20 protein-coding genes and 1 tRNA gene are annotated in these 18,768 nt (G+C 68.7%); 8 read left to right on the top strand and 13 right to left on the bottom strand.

Annotation, left to right across the window (positions count from 1 at the left end):
* Nucleotides 1-10 precede the first annotated feature (10 nt).
* The 6 genes from ACE3OU_RS06720 to ACE3OU_RS06745 all read right to left on the bottom strand — a co-directional run bounded on the left by ACE3OU_RS06720 (nt 11) and on the right by ACE3OU_RS06745 (nt 3,595).
* Nucleotides 11-229, bottom strand: a complete 219-nt coding sequence (locus ACE3OU_RS06720; RefSeq protein ID WP_374240773.1) for an RNA-binding S4 domain-containing protein — start codon at nt 227-229, stop codon at nt 11-13.
* A 94-nt stretch (nt 230-323) separates the two neighbouring features.
* Complete coding sequence (lysM, locus tag ACE3OU_RS06725) at nt 324-809, bottom strand: peptidoglycan-binding protein LysM (protein WP_374240774.1); 486 nt, start codon at nt 807-809, stop codon at nt 324-326.
* A gap of 92 nt (nt 810-901) precedes the next feature.
* On the bottom strand, nt 902-1,234 hold the full coding sequence (locus ACE3OU_RS06730; protein WP_374240775.1) for a YkgJ family cysteine cluster protein: 333 nt from the start codon (nt 1,232-1,234) through the stop codon (nt 902-904).
* Nucleotides 1,235-1,237: 3 nt separating this feature from the next.
* The gene (locus ACE3OU_RS06735; protein WP_374240776.1) at nt 1,238-1,951 is read right to left on the bottom strand and encodes a UPF0149 family protein; all 714 of its coding nucleotides are present in this window, start codon (nt 1,949-1,951) and stop codon (nt 1,238-1,240) included.
* Nucleotides 1,948-2,634 carry a tRNA (guanosine(46)-N(7))-methyltransferase TrmB gene (locus tag ACE3OU_RS06740; RefSeq protein ID WP_374240777.1) on the bottom strand — a complete coding sequence of 229 codons (687 nt, stop codon included), beginning with the start codon at nt 2,632-2,634 and terminating at the stop codon, nt 1,948-1,950. The genes ACE3OU_RS06735 and ACE3OU_RS06740 overlap by 4 nt, the downstream gene beginning before the upstream one ends.
* A 10-nt stretch (nt 2,635-2,644) precedes the next feature.
* Entirely contained in the window at nt 2,645-3,595 is a 951-nt protein-coding gene (locus tag ACE3OU_RS06745; RefSeq protein WP_374240797.1) for a tRNA dihydrouridine synthase, read from the bottom strand.
* Between the two features lie 365 nt (nt 3,596-3,960).
* On the opposite strand from ACE3OU_RS06745, the gene ACE3OU_RS06750 reads away from it, so the two are divergent.
* Together ACE3OU_RS06750 and ACE3OU_RS06755 are read left to right on the top strand one after the other, a co-directional pair.
* The gene (locus ACE3OU_RS06750; protein ID WP_374240778.1) at nt 3,961-5,295 is read left to right on the top strand and encodes a TAXI family TRAP transporter solute-binding subunit; all 1,335 of its coding nucleotides are present in this window, start codon (nt 3,961-3,963) and stop codon (nt 5,293-5,295) included.
* Between the two features lie 95 nt (nt 5,296-5,390).
* Nucleotides 5,391-5,999, top strand: coding sequence for a xanthine phosphoribosyltransferase (locus ACE3OU_RS06755; protein WP_374240779.1), 609 nt, complete (start codon nt 5,391-5,393; stop codon nt 5,997-5,999).
* Between the two features lie 12 nt (nt 6,000-6,011).
* On the opposite strand, the gene ACE3OU_RS06760 is transcribed toward ACE3OU_RS06755, so the two are convergent.
* From ACE3OU_RS06760 to ACE3OU_RS06785, 6 genes are all read right to left on the bottom strand, one after another.
* Nucleotides 6,012-6,875 (bottom strand): 2-keto-4-pentenoate hydratase, encoded by an 864-nt coding sequence (locus tag ACE3OU_RS06760; protein WP_374240780.1) that lies wholly within the window; start codon nt 6,873-6,875, stop codon nt 6,012-6,014.
* 88 nt (nt 6,876-6,963) lie between these two features.
* Nucleotides 6,964-7,974, bottom strand: a complete 1,011-nt coding sequence (locus ACE3OU_RS06765; RefSeq protein WP_374240781.1) for a CapA family protein — start codon at nt 7,972-7,974, stop codon at nt 6,964-6,966.
* A complete protein-coding gene (locus tag ACE3OU_RS06770) occupies nt 7,971-8,381 on the bottom strand; it encodes a hypothetical protein (RefSeq protein ID WP_374240782.1) in 411 nt (136 codons plus the stop codon). The genes ACE3OU_RS06765 and ACE3OU_RS06770 overlap by 4 nt, the downstream gene beginning before the upstream one ends.
* A 73-nt stretch (nt 8,382-8,454) precedes the next feature.
* Complete coding sequence (locus ACE3OU_RS06775; protein ID WP_374240783.1) at nt 8,455-10,350, bottom strand: propionate--CoA ligase; 1,896 nt, start codon at nt 10,348-10,350, stop codon at nt 8,455-8,457.
* A gap of 88 nt (nt 10,351-10,438) precedes the next feature.
* Nucleotides 10,439-11,611 carry a response regulator gene (locus ACE3OU_RS06780; protein ID WP_374240784.1) on the bottom strand — a complete coding sequence of 391 codons (1,173 nt, stop codon included), beginning with the start codon at nt 11,609-11,611 and terminating at the stop codon, nt 10,439-10,441.
* A gap of 22 nt (nt 11,612-11,633) precedes the next feature.
* Entirely contained in the window at nt 11,634-12,641 is a 1,008-nt protein-coding gene (locus ACE3OU_RS06785; protein ID WP_374240785.1) for an oxidoreductase, read from the bottom strand.
* 146 nt (nt 12,642-12,787) lie between these two features.
* Here ACE3OU_RS06785 and ACE3OU_RS06790 point away from each other — a divergent pair, with 146 nt between their 5' ends.
* Nucleotides 12,788-13,672 carry an HDOD domain-containing protein gene (locus ACE3OU_RS06790; RefSeq protein ID WP_374240786.1) on the top strand — a complete coding sequence of 295 codons (885 nt, stop codon included), beginning with the start codon at nt 12,788-12,790 and terminating at the stop codon, nt 13,670-13,672.
* Between the two features lie 21 nt (nt 13,673-13,693).
* Here ACE3OU_RS06790 and ACE3OU_RS06795 read toward each other — a convergent pair whose 3' ends face one another.
* The gene (locus ACE3OU_RS06795; protein WP_374240787.1) at nt 13,694-15,604 is read right to left on the bottom strand and encodes an ATP-binding cassette domain-containing protein; all 1,911 of its coding nucleotides are present in this window, start codon (nt 15,602-15,604) and stop codon (nt 13,694-13,696) included.
* A gap of 394 nt (nt 15,605-15,998) precedes the next feature.
* Here ACE3OU_RS06795 and ACE3OU_RS06800 point away from each other — a divergent pair, with 394 nt between their 5' ends.
* The 5 genes from ACE3OU_RS06800 to ACE3OU_RS06820 all read left to right on the top strand — a co-directional run bounded on the left by ACE3OU_RS06800 (nt 15,999) and on the right by ACE3OU_RS06820 (nt 18,223).
* Entirely contained in the window at nt 15,999-16,193 is a 195-nt protein-coding gene (locus ACE3OU_RS06800) for a hemin uptake protein HemP (RefSeq protein WP_374240788.1), read from the top strand.
* Nucleotides 16,190-16,351 carry a hypothetical protein gene (locus ACE3OU_RS06805; protein ID WP_374240789.1) on the top strand — a complete coding sequence of 54 codons (162 nt, stop codon included), beginning with the start codon at nt 16,190-16,192 and terminating at the stop codon, nt 16,349-16,351. The genes ACE3OU_RS06800 and ACE3OU_RS06805 overlap by 4 nt, the downstream gene beginning before the upstream one ends.
* 30 nt (nt 16,352-16,381) lie before the next feature.
* Nucleotides 16,382-16,609 carry a (2Fe-2S)-binding protein gene (locus ACE3OU_RS06810; protein WP_374240790.1) on the top strand — a complete coding sequence of 76 codons (228 nt, stop codon included), beginning with the start codon at nt 16,382-16,384 and terminating at the stop codon, nt 16,607-16,609.
* Nucleotides 16,610-16,707: 98 nt separating this feature from the next.
* A tRNA-Arg gene (locus ACE3OU_RS06815) sits at nt 16,708-16,782 on the top strand.
* A 196-nt stretch (nt 16,783-16,978) separates the two neighbouring features.
* A complete protein-coding gene (locus ACE3OU_RS06820) occupies nt 16,979-18,223 on the top strand; it encodes a tyrosine-type recombinase/integrase (RefSeq protein ID WP_374240791.1) in 1,245 nt (414 codons plus the stop codon).
* The last annotated feature ends 545 nt before the right edge of the window (nt 18,224-18,768 follow it).

The raw sequence follows: 18,768 nt of genomic DNA on the forward strand, positions 1-18,768 counted from the left end.
CGCCCGGCGCTCAGCCGGCGGCGACCAGCTCGATGGTCTCGCCAGCGAAGTCGATGCGCTGGCCCGGGCGCAGCTTGGCGCGCTTGCGGTTCTCGATCTCGCCGTCCACGAACACCACCCCGTCGGCCACCCGTTGCTTGGCCTCGCCCCCGGAGCCGCACAGGCCGGCGGCCTTCAGGAGCTGGTCGATCTGGATGAATTCCCCTTCGACGGAAAAGCGGATGGTCATGGCGCGAGGCTCCGTTGAGTGACGGTTTGATGAAAGGACATTGCGGATTGTGTCAGAGCCGACACAGTCCGCCAATCCTCGCCGCACCGGTGGATCAGGCCGGGATGCGCAGCACCTGGCCGGGGTAGATCTTGTTCGGGTCGCTCAGCATCGGCTTGTTGGCCTCGAAGATCTTCATGTAGGCATTGGCGTTGCCATAACATGCCTTGGCGATCGCCGACAGGGTGTCGCCACGCACCACGGTGTGAAAGGTGGCCGGCGGCTCGGGGTTGATCACGGTGAGCTGGTCGTCCACCTTGTCGACGCCCTCCACGTTGCCGCAGCAGAGCAGCACTTTCTCACGGATGGCCTGGTCGGCCACGGTGCCGGCGACGGTCACGGTGCTGCTGGCGCCATCGAAGCTGACCTGCAGCGCGCGGGTGTCCAGGCCCTGCTTGTCGATGTAGGCGACGATGGCGGCGGCTGCCTTCTGATTGAGGTCGGCCAGCTTGTCCTGGGCGCTCTCGGCCGCGGCGGCTTCGACTTCCTTGCGGCCGAAGAGCTTCTCACCGGCTTCACGCACGAAACTCAGCAATCCCATGTCGTACTCCTGACAAATGTTGTGGAGCCGACAGACTACGGCGACAACGCCGCGCCGGGCGCTAAAAAAGTGTGTCGCAATGCAAACTGCGTTCAGCCGTCCAGGGGCGGCAGGCCGTGGCGGCGGCGCGCGCGGGCGCAGCCCTCGTCGCCGATGCCCAGCGCCGCGTAGGGCGCGAAGTCGCGGCAGGGCCCCGGGCGACGGTCGTAGATGGTGCACTGCACCTCGCGCCCCACCTCGCCGGCCAGCGCGATGCAGCGGGGCGGCCCGTCGTCGGTGCCGCGCATGCGATGCAGGGTGGCAGTGACCGGCACCGTCAGGGCCACCGGCACGCAGCCGCCGGGCTGGCTTTCCAGGTCGGAGACATGGAAATCCACCCGGAAGCTGGCGCAGCAGGCGCCACACGAGAGGCAGGGGTCAGCCATCGCTCAGCTGGCGCCGCAGCACTTCTTGTACTTCTTGCCGCTGCCGCAGGGGCAGGGTTCGTTGCGGCCCGGGCCGCTCTTGGCGGCGGCGGTGGCGGCGCTCACCGCGACGGGCTCGGGTGCCGGCAGGCCGAGGGCGCGCCAGTTCTGGTAAAGATGCTGGACGGCGAAGCCCTTCTCTTCGAGCTCGGCCAGCTGGGCCTCGGCGTCGGCGGGCGCCTCGGCTTCCTCCTCGGAGCCGAGGATCACCTCCAGCAGCTCTTCGGCGATGGCGGTGTCGCTGACCTTGTCGGGCCACTCGACGGGCCACATCTCGAAACCCTGCTCGAAGCCGTTGGTCCACTCCTCGCCGATGGCCGGGTCGTCGTCGCCGCCCTGGGCATAGCAGAAGGGCTGCCAGCCTTCGGCCTCGCCCTCCTCGTCGCCTTCTTCGTCGCCGATGGCGGCGAGCTGGTCGTTGTAGTAGCGCAGCACCAGCTCGATGGCCTTCTGCAGGGTGCTGCCGGAGCCGAAGCCCACCTCACCCTCATCGGCGGTCCACACCGCGGGCAGCCAGTCTTCTACCGCGATCGGCAACGGCGAGGCGGCGATGGCGGCGAGGTAGCCGTCGAGCATCTCGAGGTTCATGCAGTCGGCGGGCACCTCGTCGGAGACCAGCAGCGCCTCGAGCTGCTCGAGTTCGTCTTCGGAGAGGGGGATGGATCGGGCTTGGGTCATGACGGGTTTGCCTCCAGTTGATCGAGCTCGACCACACACCGGTAAAGGGTCTGGCCGGAATCCCGGTACTTGCGTTCGAAAGGGGTCAGCGGCGACGGGGCCTCGAAGGCCTCGCAGGGCACCTGGCGGCCGGTGAGCAGGCCGAGGGCGACGCAGAATTCTTCCACGTAGATGTTCCAGTTGCTGCGGCACTCCAGCCGCCCGCCGAGCCGCGGGATGAACGGAAACACCGGGTGGGCGTGCCAGCGCCGGGCCAGGTGGCCGATCTTGGGCCACGGGTTGGGGTACAGGATGTAATGCCGCGCGAGGCGGATGCCGGCCTCGGCCATCAGGCGCCAGTAGTCCACCAGGTCGGCACGCACGAAGACCAGGTTGGTGGGCATCAGCGCGTCCGGGTAGGGCTTCTTGCGGGTGAGGCGGTCTTCCGACTGGTCCACGCCGATCACCCAGTGGTCGGGGAAGGCCCGCGCCAGCTGGATGGTGCTGTGGCCCACGCCGCAGCCGGCATCGAGGATCAGCGGCGCCTTGCCGTCCCAGCCGGCGAGGCTCTGGGCGAAGGCGGCCTTGTTGTAGTCGAGGCAGGGTTTGCGGAACTCGTGGCTGGCGTGCCGGGCGACCAGCGCGGCCAGATGCTCATGAACGCCCTGCTGGGCGCTCTCGGGAATGCGGGAATTGGCGTACATCGCCGCAATTCTACGCGGCTGCCCGGAGCAGCGGTATGCCGTGGGCGGAAAGCAGCTGCTCGATCACCCGCGGGTCGGCCTGGGGGCGGATATCCCGGTACAGGATCTCGGCCTGGGGAAAGTTGCGGCGCAGCAGGTTGAGCCACTGCTTGAGCCGCCCTGGCGCATGGCGGGCCTCGACCTTGGCGAGCACCCGCCGCCAGAACTCGGCGATCAGCGGCTGCAGCTCGGTCCATTCGGCCGCCCGGTCGGCGGAGGCATCGGCGCCGGCCCGGATGCGCCGCACCAGAAAGGGATCGGCCACCGCGCCGCGGCCGAGCATCACGTCGGTGGCGCCGCTCACCGCGCGGCAGCGCCGCCAGTCGTCCTCGGACCACACCTCGCCATTGGCCACCACCGGCACCGCCACCACATCGGCGATGCGCCCGACCCATTCCCAGTGGGCCGGCGGCCGGTAGCCGTCGTTCTTGGTGCGGGCATGGACCACCAGCCCCTCGACCCCGCCCTCGGCCAGCGCCCGGCCGCAGTCGAGGGCCTTGCCGGTGTCGGCCACCCCCAGGCGCATCTTGGCGGTGAAGGGGATGTGCCGCGGCACCGCCCGGCGCACCGCGCAGGCAATGGCGTGGAGCAGCTCCGGCTCGTCGAGGAGCGCCGCCCCGCCCCGGTGGCGATTGACCGTGGGCGCCGGGCAGCCGAAGTTGAGGTCGATCCCCGCCGGGTTGAGCCGCGCCAGCTGGGCCGCGTTGTCGGCCATGCAGGCCGGGTCCGAGCCGAGCAGCTGCACCCGCACCGGCGTGCCGCTGGACGTGGCGCTGCCGGCCCGCAGCTCCGGCGACATCCGCGTGAAGGCCCGCAGCGGCAGCACCGAGCCCGACACCCGGGCGAACTCGGTGACGGCGTGGGCGTAGCCCTCGACGCGGGTCAGCACCTCGCGCAGCACGTCGTCGGCGAGGCCCTCCATGGGCGCGAGCAAGAGGCGGTGCGTCACAAGAACTCCAATCGATTCAAGCTGGAAAAGGTTGTTGGACGCGCCTGCCGGTGCGTTCGGCGGGCGCCCGGCGCCAGGCAACAACACAAAGCGCCCCGGCCGGCAGGCGTGCGGGGCACCGTCCCATCGGGTGAGCCCCGGCGAAGGGGCCAAAGCGGACACGCATGCAGGCTTCGTTGCGCTCGAAGGCAGTCAACTGCCGTTTCCAGGCTCAGGGCTCCAGAGGGCGCGGACTGTACCGCAAAGCGCCGGCCGCCGATAGCCGCCCGCGCCGCCCGGCGGACGCGCCCCAACAAGGGTAAGATGCGCCGCCTGCACGACTCCCGGATGCCCACGCCATGCGCCGCCCCGCCCCCGAACCCACCAGCCGCCGCGACCTGCTGATCTTCGCCCTGCCCGCCCTCGTGCTGATCGCCGCCGCCTTCGTGCTGGCGTGGCAGTTCGTCCGCCCTGCGCCGCCCAAGAAGATCGTGATCACCACCGGCGCGCCCGGCGGCGCCTATCACTATTTTGCCGAACGCTACCGGGACAAGCTGGCCCAGGACGGCATCGAGGTGGAGCTGCGCCCCTCGTCCGGCGCCGTCGAGAACCTGCGCCGCCTGAAGACCGATGACAGCGTGGACGTGGGCTTCCTGCAGGGTGGCATCGCCAACGAGCCGGACTCGGACGACCTGGCCACCCTGGGCAGCATGTACCTCGAACCCGTGTGGGTCTTTCACCGCCAGCCGGGCGCCCGGCTCGACCGCCTCGACCAGCTGCGGGGCCGGCGGATCGCGGTCGGCGCCCCCGGCAGCGGCGCCCAGCTGTTTGCCCTGCAGCTGCTGGCCGCCAACGGCATCGCCACCGACGACCCGCGCCTGGTGACGATCGGCGGCATGGATGCGGTGGCCGCCCTCAAACGCGGCGACGTGGACGCCTTCTTCGTGGTCGGCGCGCCCCAGGCGCCGGTGGTGGACGCCCTGCTCCACACCCCGGGCATCGGCCTGCTCAGCTTCGCCCAGGCCGACGGCTACGTGCGGCACTTTCCGCACCTGCTCAAGATCACCCTGCCCCGCGGTGCCATCGACATCCGCGGCGACCAGCCGCCCCGGGACGTGCAACTGCTGGCGGCCACCGCCAACCTGGTGGTGAAGGCCGACATCCACCCGGCCATCGTGAGCCTGCTCCTCAAGCACGCGCGGGACATCCACAGCCCGCCGGGGCTCTTGCAGGCGGCCAACAGCTTTCCGGCGCCCCAGGACCACGCCCTGCCCCTGCACACCATGGCCCAGCGCTTTTACGACTCCGGCCCCCCGCTGCTGCAGCGCTACCTGCCCTTCTGGCTGGCCGTGCTCATCGACCGGCTGTTCGTGATGCTGCTGCCGCTCTTCGCGGTGGTGATCCCGCTCTCCAAGGTGATCCCGGCCATCTACAACTGGCGGATGCGTGCGCGGGTCTATCGCTGGTACGGGGAGCTCAAGTTTCTCGAGGCGGAGATCGACCGCTCCGGGCAGGACGGCCACCCCCCGGCCGCCATCGACGCCTTCATCGGCCGCCTCGACCGCATCGAGGAGCGCGCCGCCCGGCGCAAGCTGCCGCTGGCCTTCAGCAACGAGCTCTACACCCTGCGCGAACATATCGCCCTGGTGCGGCGGCGTCTGCGCCACCTTGCGGAAACGGTCACGAAGCCCTGAAGCCCCGATTGCTAAAGTGAAATCAGCCGCGAGGCGGGCTTTTCTGCCGGATTTCCCTGCCCCGCGCTCCACCTCTCGCGAACAAACACCTCATCATGAGCCCCCATCTGGACCTCACCGCCCCCTACGCCCCCCTCGTGCGCCGCATCGAAGCCGAGGGCAGCGTGGAGGGGCAGATCCTGCGGATCGACCACTTCCTCAACCACCGCATCGAGCCGGCCTTCATCTTCGAGCTGGCCCACGAGCTCGCCAAGCGCCTGTCCGCCTTCCAGCCGAACCTGATCCTCACCGCCGAGGCCAGCGGCATCGCCCCGGCCCTGATCGTCGCCCACACCCTCAACGTGCCGATGATCTACGCCAAGAAGTATTCGCACCAGGTCGAGGCGCCGTCCCTGTCGCGCCTCATCCGCTCACCCACCAAGGGCGAGGACAACCGGCTGGTGGTGTCGACCCGCTACCTCAGGCCGGGCCAGCGGGTGGTGATCGTGGATGACTTTCTGGCCAACGGCCGCACGGCGGCGGCGCTGATCGAGATGGCCCGGGAGGCCGGTGCCCAGGTGCTCGGCGCAGGCTTCGTGGTCGAGAAGCACTTCAAGCACGGCCGGCGCTTCATCGAGTCGCTGCAGGTGCCGGTGGCCACCCTGGCCCAGGTCGAACACCTGGAAAACGGCCGGGCGATCCTCACCCAGCCGCGGGACGCATGACGCCCGCCCCCGTCAGCGGAACCTGACGCTCACCCCCGGGTTGCCGGGCAGGCCCTGGTAGGTGGCCTTCACCGCCAAACCGGGCTTGGGCGGGAGGAGCCTGGTGAAGGAGCCGAGGGACAGCAGGTCGCCGCGCTTGAGCGGCGTGCCGGCGGCGGCCAGGTCGCGGGCCAGCCAGATCGCTGCGTTGAGCGGGTTGCCGAGGGTGGCCCCCCCCGGGCCGCTGTCCAGCACCGCGCCGCTGCCGTCGGTGAGGGTCACCGTCATCGAGGCGAAGGCATCGGCGAGGGCCTGGGTCGGCTTCACCGGGATCGCCTTGCCGACCACGCCGGCGCGGGCGCCCACGTTGACCATCGCCAGCATCGGCCCGCCGAGGGTGGACGGATCTTCCACCATCAGGTCGGGCAGCTCGATGAAGGGGGCGTAGCTGCGCAGCGCGCGCAGGGCGGCCAGCGGGGTCTGGGCGTCCGCCAGGGCCGCCGGGTTGGCGACCTCGACGAGCAGGTCGGCCTCGAACACCGGGCGGGCGCCGAAGGCGGCGGGCAGCTCGGCGCCGTCGATGGCGAGCATGCTCTTGAAGAGGGTGCCGCGCAGGGGCGCGTCGTACTTGAAGCGCTTCTGCACCGCCGGGTTGGTGAGGCCGGCCTTGTAGCCGACGGTCTCGCCGTAGGCCTGGGCCAGGTAGCGCACCACCTTGTCGCGCCCGCACTGGCCGTCGGCCATGCTCAGTTCGCCGGCCGGCTGCGGCACCGTCTGGCGCGCGACGATGGCGGCGGCCATCGCGGCGGCCTCCAGATCGGTCGGGCAGGCCGCCTGGGCAGAGGCCAGCGGCAGCAGGGCGGAACACAGCGCAAGGGCGGCGTGGATCGATTTCATTATGCTTGTCTCCGGATCTTACATATGGATTTGCCGTATGCCGAAGGATATACGAGATGGGTTCCGGAGGGCAGCTGCATACGCGAATTTACTGGCTTTCAGGCCGCCTCGGCCCATCGGGATCGCTGCACAGGCCAATGGCCCGCGTGCCCCGCGCCCCGCAGGGGGTGACGGCGCCATCCACGGGGGCCGGCGTGCCGGCGGCATCGATCTGCACCAGGCGGGTCTGCCAGGCCTTGAGGCCGCGGCGGTCGAGCTCCAGGCGCAGCAGCCAGCCCTGACGCTCCTCGGGAAGGTCGAAGCCGTCGAAGACGAAGTTGCCCAGGCTGTACACGATGAGCCTGCCGCGGTACAGCTCGGCGTCCTGGATCACGTGGGGGTGGCCGCCGACGACGAGGCTCGCGCCGGCATCGATCATCCGGCGGGCGAGCGCGCGCTGGCGCAGGCTGGGAACCGGCCGGCCCTCCCAGCCCCAGTGCATGAAGGGGATCACGATGTGGGCGCCGGCCTTGCGGGCCGCGCGGATATCGGAGATCACCTCGCCGTCCTCGCTCCAGGCGACGCCGGGGCGGCTGGCGCCGGCCTCGAAGCTGCGGGGCTTGTATTCGTTGTAGGCGAGCACCGCGATGCGCAGGCCGTTCCGGTGGATCCACAGCGGCGCGTGGGCCTCGCGCAGGTTGCGGCCGCCGCCGAAGGCCTGAATGCCGGCCCGGCGGGCATGCTCGAGGGTGTCGACGAAGGCTTCGGAGCCGAAGTCGCCCGAGTGGTTGTTGGCTACGGCGACGGCATCGAAGCGGCCCTGCATCACCCGCAGCGCGTCCGGGCTGGCGCGGAAGGCATAGGGCTTGCCGGGCAGCCCCTGGCCGCGGGTGGACACCGAGCACTCGAGGTTGGCGATGCGGTAGTCGGCTCCGGCGAGGAGCGGCGCCACCTTCGCCAGCGGGTCGCCGCCAGCGGCGATGAGGCGGCCGGGGCCGTCGTCGAGCATCACGTCGCCGACGAAGATCAGGCTGACATCGGCGTCGGCCGCCCGGGCTGCGCCGGCGACCAGCGCGAGGCAGGCGGACAGCCCCGCCACGAGGGCACGCAGCCGCTTCATCGGGCGGCCCTCCCGAGGGTTTCGCACCAGTATTCCAGGTGGCCGTTGTAGGTGGGCTCGAAGACCCGCTGCAGGCCGGTGAAGCCCTGCTCTTCATGCTGCCGGCCCGCAGCCACGGGCCAGCGGTAGGTGGCCTGATGCACCGGCTGCGGCGGGCCCTCGTCGGGGAGCACGGCGGTGTACACCTTTACCGCGGCGATGTCGGCCGGCGCGTTCTGGAACACCACCCGAAAAACGAAGCGCTCGCCGAGGGTGACGCCCTCCACCCCGTAGGGCGAGGCGACCGGCGCGATGAGGTGGGTCTGGCTCTCGCCGTTGTAGCGGGTGTGGCAGCGCAGCTGGGGCGCGGCGTGGGCGGTGGGGGACAGCAGCGCGGGCAGCGCCGCGAGCAGCAGCAGGGGTTTCATCGCAGGCTTTCCAGATCGAAAAAAGGCCGACCGGGTGAGCGGTCGGCCTTGGCGTTTGCGGCGTGCGGCAGGCTTACTTGGCGACCAGGGCCGCCTTGATCTGCTCGAGGGTGCTCGGGTCTTCGATGGTGGTCAGGTCACCCGGGTCGCGGCCTTCGGCCAGGGCCTGGATGGAGCGGCGCAGCATCTTGCCGGAGCGGGTCTTGGGCAGGCCGGAGATGAAGTGCACGCGGGCCGGGCGGGCGATGGCGCCGAGGCTGCCGTCGACGATCTTCATGACCGCCTTCTCGAGCTCGACGACCTTCTCGGGGGTGTCGACGCTGGCCGGGTCCTTGACCACCGCGAAGGCCATCGGCATCTGGCCCTTGAGGGTGTCGGCGACGCCCACCACCGCCACCTCGGCGATCGCCGGGTGGGACTGGACGGCCTCTTCGATCTCGCGGGTGCCGAGACGGTGACCGGCGACGTTGATCACGTCGTCGGTGCGGCCGAGGATCTTGTAGTAGCCGGCGTCGTCCTTGATGCCCCAGTCGAAGCTGGAGTACACCAGCGGCTCCTGGAACAGCGTGAAATAGGTGGACACGAAGCGCTTGTCGTCGCCCCACACGGTGGACAGGCAGCCCGGCGGCAGCGGCGGCACGACGCCGACGATGCCCTTCTCGTTGGGGCCGCACTCGGAGCCGTCGTCACGGAACAGGCGCACGTCGTAGCCATACACCGGGAAGCCGGGGGAGCCGAGCTGCACGTCCTGCTTCTCGACGCCGGGCATCAGCGAGAGCATGGCCCAGCCGGTCTCGGTCTGCCAGTAGTGGTCGATCACCGGGATGCCCAGCTCGTCCATCATCCACTGGTGGGAGGTCTCGTCCATCGGCTCGCCGGCGCAGTAGAGGGCGCGCAGCTTGGAGAGGTCGTACTTCTTGAGGAAGGCCGGGTCCTGCTTCTTGAGCACGCGGATCGCGGTGGGGGCGCTGAACATCACGGTGACGCCCTGCTCCTGGCAGATCTTCCACCAGATGCCGGCGTCGGGGCGCAGCGGGGTACCCTCGTACATGATGGTAGCCATGCCGGCGATCAACGGGCCGTAGATGATGTAGCTGTGGCCGACGACCCAGCCGATGTCGGAGGTGGAGAAGAAGGTCTCGCCCGCATTGCCGCAGTAGATGTGCTTCATCGAGGCGGCCAGGGCCACCGCGTAGCCGCCGGTGTCGCGCTGGACGCCCTTCGGCTTGCCGGTAGTGCCGGAGGTGTACAGGATGTAGCTGGGCTCGGAGGATTCGACCCAGGTGACCGGCACGTCGGCGTCGAGGTGCCTGGCGCGCAGGGTGGCGTAATCCACGTCACGGCCGGCGACCACGTTCATCTCCTTGTCGAGGCCACGGTTGACCATCAGCACGGCAGCGGGCTTGTGTTCGGCGAGGTTGATGGCCTCGTCGAGCAGGTGCTTGTAGGGCACCGGGCGGCCGCCGCGCATGCCGGCGTCGGCGGAGACGATCACGGTGGGCTTGGCGTCGTCGATGCGGGTGGCCAGGGAGTGGGAGGCGAAGCCGCCGAACACCACCGAGTGGATCGCGCCGATCCGCGCGCAGGCCAGCATCGCGAAGGCGGCCTCGGCGATCATCGGCATGTAGATCAGGACGCGGTCGCCCTTCCGGACGCCGAGCTCCTGGTAGATCGCCGCCATGCGCATGACTTCGGTGCGCAGCTCGGCGAAGCTGTAGGTTTTCTCTTCGTTGGTCTCGGTGGAGATGTACACCAGCGCCTTGCCATCGGGGTTGGTCTCGGCGTGCCGGTCGACGGCGTTGTAGCAGAGGTTGGTCTCACCGCCGACGAACCACTTGACGAAGGGCGGCTTGGAGAAATCGTAGGTCTGGGTGGGCTTCTTGTTCCAGTGGATCAGTTCGGCCTGCTCACCCCAGAAGCCGTCGCGGTCTTCGATGGAGCGCTTGTGGAAATCACGATACGAAGTCATGGGTTCTCTCCCTCATTCTTGATTGAATGGCTGCGCCAACGCCGCCCATGACGAGGCAGGCGGGTCCCTGCTCGTCGTTGATATAGGTTTAGGGGGCGGTGTCAGCCGGTTCCGAATCGGCGTAGCTGGCGAGCTTGGCCAGCGGCACGCCGGAATGGCTCCGGGATTCTATCAATTCCAGAAGGGGCATGAGCGCCCGGATCGCATCCGGAAGCTGCGCGAGCACCCGGGCGTCGCGGGGGTCGCCGGCCAGGTCCCGCAGGAGCTGGTCGATGCTCACTGGCGCGCGGTGGGGAGCGGCGAGCATGTCGGGGGTGATCTCGCCCTTGTCGCCGACGATGCGCCGGCCACCCGCCGAGCGGCCCTGGGCGAGCCGCTGGACGGCCTCGCCAATGAGGTGGCTGACGGTCGGGCTACGCGCCCCGTCGGAGGTGGCGATGCCCACCGTGATGTGGATGCGGATACGCTCCTCGCGGTAGGTCATCACGATGTGTTCGATTGCGCCCCGCAGGCGCAGCGCGAAGCCGGCCGCCCCGGTCATGCCGGTGCTGGGCAGGACCAGCGCAAAACGGGCCGGCGCCAGCTCGGCGACGGTGTCCTCCTTGCGCAGCTTGGTGGCCATGATCTTGGAGAGCTTGCGATTGACCAGTTGGGCCACGTGGGCGCCATAGCGGGCGACGAGGCCGTCGAACTGGTCGATCTCGATGACCAGCACCGAGAGCTCGCCCTGGTGGCGCTGGGCCGCCGAGAGCTCCTGGCTGGCGTGGAAGTGCAGGTACGAGGGCGTCGCGAGGCCGGAGCCGGGGTCGACGGGGCTGGCCGTGGCCAGCGCCGTGCGGCTCTCCTCGAGGTCGCGCTGGGTACGGGCCAGCTGGGTCAACGCGTCGAGGCGCGCGAGCAGCTCGACGTGGCTGACGCTCTTGGAGATGAAATCGGTGGCGCCGGCGCTCTTGGCCTTGATGCGCACCTCGGGCTCGTCATCACCCGAAATGACCACCACCGGCAGCGTGTTGATGCGCGACAGGCGCGATGCGCGCATGCGTTCGAGGAGGCCGTAGCCGTCGAGCCGGGGCATCCCGATGTCGGTGATGACCGCCTGGATGGTCGGGTCGACCAGCAGCGTCTGCCAGCCGGCCTCCCCGTCGGCCTCCTCGCGCACTTCGAAGTGGCCCCGCACTTGGCGGATGATGGAGGCTCTCACCATCCGGGAGTCGTCGATGATCAGGACTCGGGGAAGGGTCTGATCGCGTTCTTCGCTCATGCTGGGCTCACTGTGGGTTACTTCAGGGCTTTACGGCAATCACCGTGCGTCCCTTTACCCGCCCCTCGATGAAGTCGTTGAAGACGCCCGGCAGTTCGTCGAACGGGATCGTCCGGGTCATGGCGGCCAGATGGCGCGGCTTGAGGTCGGACGCCAGGCGCGCCCACACCTTGCTGCGGGTCGGCTCGCCCATGTAGCCGGAGTCGACGCCGAGCAGGCTCACCCCGCGCAGGATGAAGGGGAAGACCGTGGTGTTGAGCTTGATGCTCTGGGCGTTGCCGATGCTCGCCACGGTGCCGGCCTGCTTCATGGTAGACAGCACCCAGGCCAGGATGTCGCCGCCCACGTTGTCGACGGCCCCCGCCCACAGGCCCGCGTCGAGGGGGCGCGTGGTGGCCGGGTCGATGGTGTCGCGCATGCGCAGCTCGGCCGCGCCCAGGCTGCGCAGGTATTCCTCTTCCTGGGGTTTGCCGGTGAGGGCCACCACGTGGTAGCCGAGGCCCGCCAGCATGTCGATGGCCAGCCCCCCCACCCCGCCGCTGGCGCCGGTGACGATCACCGGGCCGTTGGCCGGGGCCAGGCCGTTGTCCTCCATGCGCACGATGCCCAGGGCCGCGGTGAAGCCCGCGGTGCCCAGCGCCATCGCCTCGAAAAGCGACAGCCCCTCGGGCAGCGGCACCACCCAGCCGGCCGGGATGCGCGCGTACTCAGCGTAGCCGCCGTGATGGGCGACGCCGATGTCGTAGCTGGTGGCGATCACCGGATCGCCGGCCTTGAAGCGCGGGTCGCTGCTCTCGACCACCGTGCCGGAAAGGTCGATGCCCCCCACGCACGGAAAGCGCCGGATGATCTTGCCCGCCCCGGTGGCGGCCAGCGCGTCCTTGTAGTTGACGCTCGAATACGCCACGCGGATGAGCACCTCACCCGCGTCGAGCCCCTCGACTGCGAGGGATTCCATGGCGGCGGAGACCTTGCGGTGCTCGTCCTGGCGGATCACGAAGGCCTTGAAGGGGGGAACGGCGGCAGACATGTGCTTCTCCTCTCGATGGAGCGCCGGGGTGGCGGCTCCTTTTTTTGATCGGAGGATTATAGCCACGCCCGGGTTTCAGACCACAGCGGGCCTCAATCCTGGGCGGCGGCTGCCGTAAATGGCATCACCCCCCGTGGAGCGTCCCAATGGCAATGATCACCGACCCCCTGGAAAGCCTCGACAGCTATCTTGCATTCTTCGACCAGCAGGCGCTGCCTGCGCTCCGGCACACCGTCCGCGAGTTGCAGGCCATGCGCGACAAGGAGGACGAGATCAACGGCCGCTCGGTGGCGGCCCTCGTCCTGAGCGACCCGCTGATGACCCTGAAGGTGCTGATCCACATCGAGACCCACCGACGCGCCCGCCAGAACCACGACATCACCACCATCGAGCGGGCCATCATGATGATGGGCATCTCGCCCTTCCTGCGCGAGTTCTCGGCGACGCCGACCATCGAAGAACAGCTGGCCGGGCATCCCAAGGCCCTTGTCGGCGTGCTGCGGGTGATCGGCTGCGCCCGCCGGGCCTCCCGCTACGCCCGCGACTGGGCGGTGCTGCGCCACGACCTGGACGTGGACGAGATCACCGTGGCGGCACTGCTCTTCGAGGCCACCGAGATCCTGTGCTGGCTGTTCGCGCCGGGCCTCACCCAGAACGTCTACGCCATGCAGCGCGCCGAGCCCGGCCTGCGCTCATCCACCGCGCAGCGCATGGTGTTCAATGTGTCGGCCAAGGAGCTGCAGCTGGCCCTGGTGCACCACTGGCACCTGCCGGAGCTGCTGGTGTCGATGATGAACGTGAAATACATCGACAATCCGCGGGTGCGCACCGTGCAGCTGGCCTCCAACCTGGCCCGCCACAGCGCCCACGGCTGGGACGACGCGGCGATCCCCGACGACCTGAGCGCCATCGAATCGCTGCTGCGCATCGGCCGGGAACACCTGCTCACCCGGGTCGGGGCGCCCCACGAGGCGGTCGAACGCCTGCTCGCCGCCGGCGGCCGGGCCGATGGGGCGCTGCCGCTGCTGTAAGCCCGCCACGGCGGGGGCCGGTCATTTCTTGCCGGAGCGGGACTCGAGCTCCTCCCAGCGCAGCATCGCCGCCTCGATCTCGGCCTCGAGGGCCTGCAGGCGGGTGTTGAGGGCCGGGATTTCCTGGGGCGCGTCCTTGTAGGTTGCCGGATCATTGAGGCGGGCCTGCACGGCGCCCTGCTCGTCCTCGAGAGCGGCGATGCGGTCCGGCAGGGCCTCGAGCTCGCGCTCCTCCTTCCAGCTCAGCCTGGCTGGCTTCGCCGGGGCCGACGCCGGAGCGGGCGCCTCGCGTCTGGCGGCCGGGGCCTTGGGCGGCGTGGCCGGGGCGGCTTCGGGCGGCTTGCGCACGCGCAGCCAGTCCTCGTAGCCGCCGGCGTATTCCTTCCAGCTGCCGTCACCCTCCGAGGCGATCACCTGGGTCACCACGTTGTCCAGGAAGGCCCGGTCGTGGCTGACCAGGAACACCGTGCCGTCGTAGCTGGCCAGCAGCTCTTCAAGCAGGTCGAGGGTCTCGATGTCGAGGTCGTTGGTGGGCTCGTCGAGCACCAGCACGTTGGCCGGCCGGGCAAACAGACGGGCCAGCAGCAGGCGGTTGCGCTCGCCGCCGGACAGCGACTTGACCGGCGAGCGCGCCCGCTGGGGTGAAAACAGGAAATCGCCCAGGTAGCCGATGATGTGGGTGCGGTGACCGGCGATCTCGACGTAGTCCGAGCCCGGGCTGATCACTTCGGTGAGCGGCGCCTCGGGGTCGAGCTGGGCCCGCAGCTGGTCGAAGTAGGCCACCGTCTGGCGGGTACCGCGGCGCACGCGGCCTTCGTCCGGCTCGATGCCGCCGAGGATCAGCTTGAGCAGGGTCGTCTTGCCGGCGCCGTTGGGGCCGATCAGGCCGATGCGGTCTCCGCGCAGGATGCGCGTGGAAAAATCGCGCACGATGGTACGCTCGCCGAAGCGCTTGGTGACGTGCTCCAGCTCGGCCACCATCTGGCCACTGCCCTCGCCGCGGTCGAGGGCCAGCTTGACGTTGCCGAAGCGCTCGCGGCGGGCGCTGCGCTCGCGGCGCAGGGCCTCGAGACGCCGCACGCGGCCCTCGTTGCGGGTGCGCCGCGCCTCGACGCCCTTGCGGATCCACACCTCCTCTTGCGCCAGCAGCTTGTCGAAGCGGGCGTTGGCCTTCTCTTCGGCATCCAGCTGGTCGGCCTTGCGCAGCAGGTAGTCGCTGAAACGCCCGGGAAAGCTCGACAGGATGCCCCGGTCGAGCTCGACGATGCGCGTCGCCACGTGGTCGAGGAACACCCGGTCGTGGGTGATCACCACCACCGCGCCGCGAAACTCGCGGATCAGGCCTTCGAGCCACAGGATGCCGTCGATGTCCAGGTGGTTGGTCGGCTCGTCGAGGAGCAGCATCTCCGGCTCGCCGACCAGCGCCCGGGCCAGCGCCACCCGCTTGATGCCGCCGCCGGACAGGCTGCCCACCACCGCCTCGCCCGACAGCTTGAGCTCGCCCAGCACCTGCTCGACGCGCTGCTCCAGGCGCCAGGCCTGGGCGTCCTCGACCCGGTGCTGCAGGTCTTCGAGGCGTGCCAGGGCCGCCTCGCTGGCGTCTTCGGCCACCGCCAGCATCGCGGCGTGATAATCCACCAGCAGCTGGGCCACGTCGCCCAGCCCGTCGGCCACGGTGGCGAACACGCTGCGGTCGAGGGGGAAATCCGCCTCCTGGGGCACATAGGCCACCTTCGCCCCCGGCTGCCGCCACAGGCGGCCGTCGTCCAGGGTCGCCTGGCCGGCCAGCGCCTTCAGCAGGCTGGACTTGCCGCTGCCGTTGCGCCCGATCAGTGCCACCCGCTCGCCGGGGTCGAGCTGGAAGGCGGCCTTGTCGAGCAGGGCGACGTGGCCAAAGGCGAGGCAGGCATCATCGAGGGTGATCAGCGGCATGGGGAAGAGCTTCAAACGGAAAGGCCGCGATTTTAACCCGCCGACCGGCCCGATCGGGCGCGGATGGCGCGGGCGGCACCAGCAGGCCCGGAAATCCCGCCCGGCGACGGTCGCTGCCGCCCCCCTCGTGATGCCCCGCAGCGGCGGCGAACTGAACAGCACCATGTCGCCACGACCACGCAAGCACCGCCCCTCGCTGCGCTGACCCAGCTTCAGCCGGCTGAAACCCATTTTCGGATCCTGCCCCGATGCAGGCCGCCTGATTCCGTTTCCTCCCGGATTTATCGCGACTCCCGCCCTGAAGTTATCTCGTTCACTCTCATCAAAATTCGATTGACGAAACGCCGCCCAGACACAACAATAAGAATTATTCGCATTTCGATTTATTCAGATCGTGACCGACATCGACCCCACCCCATCCGCCAGCGCCGTGACCGACGAAGTCGTGGCCCTGCCCCACGGCCAGTTCGACACACCGATCCGGAGCAAGGACCTGTTCAAGGGCCGGCCGTGCATCTACATCGAGCACGAAGGAATGATCTATGCCCTGCGCAGCACCCGTGCCGGCAAGCTGATACTCACCAAATGAACGCCCCGCTCCACCCCCTCGCCCAAACCGTCGGAACCCGCCAGACACGGCTCGGCCGCGGGCGCCTGCCAATGGCCACCCTGCTGCTGACGAGCCTGGGCGCCTCCGGCGGACGGGCGGCCTTTGGCCTCATCCTGCGGCTCTACCCGCCCGCCTGAAGCCGGGCCCCCACACGAGGAAAACGCACCATGTATGTCTGCGTCTGCCGCGCCGTCACCGAAAAGCAGATCGAAACCGCCGTCCACGCCGGCGCCCGCCACCTGCGCGACCTGCGCACCGGCCTGGGCATCATCGAGGACTGCGGCCGCTGCGCCCGCTGCGCCAAACAGTGCATGGACAAGACCATCGAAGGCCTGATCGCCCCACCGCCACCACCGCCCGGCTCGAGCCATCTCCTGCTTAAACCTGCCGGCTGAGCCGGGCCCAACCACCCAAGCCGACCCTTAAAGCATCAAGAAACCACGACAGGCATAGCTTTCCGGGACGCCCGCAGGATAGAATATCGGGCTTGCGTCTCTCCGTAGTTCAATGGATAGAACGGGCGCCTCCTAAGCGCCAGATACAGGTTCGATTCCTGTCGGGGGGACCAATCAAGCAGTTCAAGCCGTATCACGCAGCATCAGAAACACCCGAAGAAGCCCGCCGTTGCGGGCTTTTTTGTTTTTTGGGCGTATCATCGCGTATCAGGAAACGGCACCCAAGCGCATAGTTTTTGGGGGTATATCCGGGGGTAGTTTTCAGTACCCCCGCGTTTCCTCAGTCCAGATACCCCCAAAGGACGCCCGATGCCGCTTACCGATACCGCGATTCGCAAGGCCAAGCCTGCCGAAAAGCCCTACAAGCTGACCGACGAAAAGGGCCTCTTCCTGCTGGTCGGGGTCAAGCCCGGCGCCCTTTACTGGCGGATGAAGTACCGCTTCGCCGGAAAGGAAAAGCTCCTCGCCCTGGGCGTCTATCCCGAAATCTCCCTGAAGACCGCCCGCCAGAAGCGGGACGAAGCCCGCCGGCTGCTCGATGCCGGAACAGACCCCGCCGAAGCGCGCCGCGTCGAGAAGATCGCCCGCAAGGTGGCCGCCGCGACCTCCTTTGAAGCCGTGGCCCGGGAGTGGCACGAGAAGAAGCGCCACGAGTGGGTGGACACCTACGCGGCAAAGGTGCTCACCTCGCTTGAACAGGATCTGTTCCCGACCCTCGGGCGCCGGCCGATTGCTGAAATCAGCTCCGCCGAACTCCTGGCTGCCCTGCGCAAGATCGAAGCCCGCGGCGCCCTGGAAACCTTGAAGCGGGTCCGCCAGCGGACCAACGACATCTTCCTGCACGCAATCGCCACCGGCAGCGCCGAGAACAACCCGGCGGCGGGCCTGCACAAGGCTGTGAAGACCGCACCCGTAGAACACCGGCCGGCGCTGCACCCTTCCGAGCTTCGCGAGTTCTTCATCCGCCTGGATGCGGTGCGCGTGTCGAGGATGGTCAAGAACGCCGTGCTACTGCAAGTCCTCACCTTCCTTCGCCCTGGCGAGCTGCGGGGCGCCCGGTGGGCGGAGATCGACCTGCAGGCCGGCGTCTGGGTAGTGCCGGCGGAGCGTGACCGCAGCCGCGGGCTGGTCGGAATGAAGATGCGGGAAAGTCACACCGTCTCGCTTTCGTCGCAGGCCGTCGAAGTGCTCCGGGAACTGCACGAGATCACCGGCAACCGTGACCTCGTGTTCCCCAACCGCAACGACCCGCGGCGCCCCATGAGTGACGGCACGGTGAATAGCGCCCTGCGGGCAATGGGCTATGCCGGCGATGAAGTGACGGGCTCAGGCTTTCGGGCAACCGCAACCGGCGCCCTGCTTGAACTGGGATGGCGGCCCGAGGTGATAGACCGCCAGCTGGCACACCGGGAGCGGAAAGAGGTTTTCGGGGCCTACTCGCACCAGGCCGAATACCTGGCCGAACGCCGCAAGATGATGCAGCAATGGGCGGACTGGCTCGACCAGGTGAAGAGCGGGGCGAACGTAGTGCCGATCCGTGGGCACGCTGCATGAACTGACGATCAACCGAGCAGCACGCCGCGCCTAGGTCGGCCAACCGAAAACGGGGAAACCATCGCCCCGCTGGCGCGGCACCTCTTTTGAAGGGCGCACGAAGGGGCGCAAATGAGTAACCGAAGGCGTCGGATATGGCTGATGCGCAGCCGGGTCAAAGAGATCGTGCGCGCAGACTTGGAAGACATCCTGGATGTCGACGTTGCGACAATCGCTGAGTACAAGGGGCTCGTGCGGAGCACGTTTAGTCTTGTCGATCGCCCCCCTCTTTGCTTTCCTAGCAATCTTGATGGAATAGACCCTCGAGACGGCAGCTTGGTGCACATTCAAAGAAGGAATGCGCCGCGGGGTTTTGATCTACTGCGAGGCGAGCTGTACCAGGTAGTCGACGACGCAAGAGGCCTCAGATTGTGGTCGGATTACCAGCAGGGCAATCGCACCGTCACGTCATGAATCCGAGCACTTCCGCCCGAAACTCGTCAGACGCCGAAGCCATCAGTCTTTTGTTCTTTATTCCCACCTTGCTGGTGGTGTTGAGGCGCAAC

Source organism: Zoogloea sp. (genome assembly GCF_041908905.1).
Taxonomy (GTDB): domain Bacteria; phylum Pseudomonadota; class Gammaproteobacteria; order Burkholderiales; family Rhodocyclaceae; genus Zoogloea.